Below are 2,039 nucleotides of genomic sequence, written 5' to 3'. Positions count from 1 at the left end.
AAGGGTGGATCATTGGTGGCGAGGGATCCGGTCATCTCCTGTGTTTAGATCGGCACTCTACTGGGGATGGCACCATTGCCGCATTGCAGGTCCTGGCCGCTATGAGTCAGGCCAAGAAGAGCCTTGCTCAACTACTGGATTCCGTAAAAATCTTCCCCCAAGTGCTTCTCAATATTAAATTTAAGGCGGGGTACGACTGGAAGGCGGACAGCGCTCTTAAATCCCAGATTTCTCAAGTAGAAACAGAGCTCAAAGGTACGGGCAGGGTACTGATTAGGGCTTCCGGTACTGAGCCTGTCCTTAGAGTGATGGTCGAAGCCAATGATGACGCTATTGCCCTTAGTGCCGCTAAGAGTATTGCTAACTTGATCCCATCTGCCTAAGTATCTGAATTTATTGAGATATTTTTAAGTAGATTCAGTGTCATAAAAGAGTCATACTCAATCCGTATTGTTTAGTTATCGCAATGTTGCGTGAACTAAACGAGGATTACTCCACATGAAATCATTCTTGAAAAAAGCACTAGTTATTGGTGCGATTTCTGTAGCTCCAGTTGCCTTTGCTGCCGAAATGACTGGCGCTGGCGCAACATTCCCATACCCAATCTATGCTAAATGGGCTGAGGCTTACAAATCTAAAACCGGTACTAGCTTAAATTATCAGTCTATCGGTTCTTCTGGTGGTATCAAGCAGATCAAAGCAAAGACAGTTGACTTTGGCGCTTCAGATGCTCCAGTCAAGTTTGAAGATTTGGAAAAAGAAGGTTTGGTTCAATTCCCAGCAATTATTGGTGGCGTAGTTCCTGTTATGAACGTAGATGGTGTTAAGCCAGGCGAACTCAAATTAGATGGCCCAACATTGGCTGATATTTTCCAAGGCAACATTACCAACTGGAATGACAAGCGTATCGCTATCATGAACCCAGGCGTGAAGATCCCTACTGGTGATATCACTGTGGTTCACCGTGCTGATGGCTCTGGTACAACTGCCATTTTCACTGACTACTTAGCAAAAGTTAGCTCACTCTGGAAGGATGCTGTTGGTGCTGGTGCTGCTGTTAAGTGGCCTGCTGCTTCTTCTGTTGGTGGTAAAGGTAACGAAGGTGTTGCAGCTAACGTTAACCGTGTTAAAAACTCAGTTGGCTATGTGGAGTATGCATATGCTAAGAAAAACAAAATGACTACTATCTCTATGAAAAATAAAGATGGTAACTATGTGTTGCCTGATGACAAGACATTTGCCGCGGCTTCAGCTGGTACAGATTGGTCTAAAGTTCCGGGTATGGGAACATTTATTACCAATGCTCCTGGCGCGCAGTCTTGGCCAATCACAGGCGCATCATTCATTTTGATGTACAAAAACCCAGAGAAAAAAGCAAACTCTGCTGAAGTGTTGAAGTTCTTTGACTTCGCATTCAAAGAAGGTAAGCAAATGGCTCTTGAGCTTGACTATGTACCAATGCCTGATGCAACTACAGACTATATTCGTAAGAGTGTTTGGTCCAATATTGCTAAGTAATTTGTTAGATTGATTGTTTAATCTCAACACTGAAACAGCTCCAACTTTGGTTGGGGCTGTTTCAACATTAAATGAAGTCCAAATATGATTGAATCAACACAGTCACACTCAGCACCAACGCCCCAGGCTCTGCGTATTGCTAAGCTGCAACGTATTCAAGATTTTCTATTTCATGGCATAACGCAATTTTTTGCCTTATCAGTTTTGATTGCATTACTCGGAATTATTATTTCTCTGGTTATTAATGCTTGGCCTGCTTTAGATAAGTTTGGTGTTAGCTTTTTCTTTACTAAAGAGTGGGACATCATTAACGGTGAATTCGGTGGCCTTATTGCCATCTATGGCACCTTAGTAACCTCTTTAATTGCCTTGCTCATCGCCGTACCATTAAGTTTTGGTATTGCTGTATTTCTAACTGAACTTTGCCCAGCTGCCCTTCGTAGACCGCTGGGTACTGCTGTTGAGTTACTCGCCGCCGTGCCATCCATCATTTACGGTATGTTTGGCTTATTTATATTTGC

1 protein-coding gene and 2 pseudogenes are annotated in these 2,039 nt (G+C 43.3%); all 3 read left to right on the top strand.

Annotation, left to right across the window (positions count from 1 at the left end; translation table 11 throughout):
- Positions 1 to 383: pseudogene (glmM, locus tag B7X71_RS15825) on the top strand (phosphoglucosamine mutase); the annotation flags it as partial.
- Between the two features lie 115 nt (positions 384 to 498).
- Positions 499 to 1,518: a phosphate ABC transporter substrate-binding protein PstS gene (gene pstS, locus B7X71_RS15820; RefSeq protein ID WP_293599425.1), complete on the top strand. Its 1,020-nt coding sequence runs from the start codon at positions 499 to 501 to the stop codon at positions 1,516 to 1,518.
- Between the two features lie 84 nt (positions 1,519 to 1,602).
- A pseudogene (gene pstC, locus B7X71_RS15815) lies at positions 1,603 to 2,039 on the top strand (phosphate ABC transporter permease PstC); the annotation flags it as partial.

This window comes from Polynucleobacter sp. 39-46-10 (genome assembly GCF_002282275.1).
This window is presented reverse-complemented; position numbering and strand designations above follow the sequence as displayed.

Coding starts and splice junctions, on each gene's coding strand:
- pstS (WP_293599425.1), top strand. CDS start 499: ATGAAATCATTCTTGAAAAAAGCACTAGTTATTGGTGCGATTTCTGTA.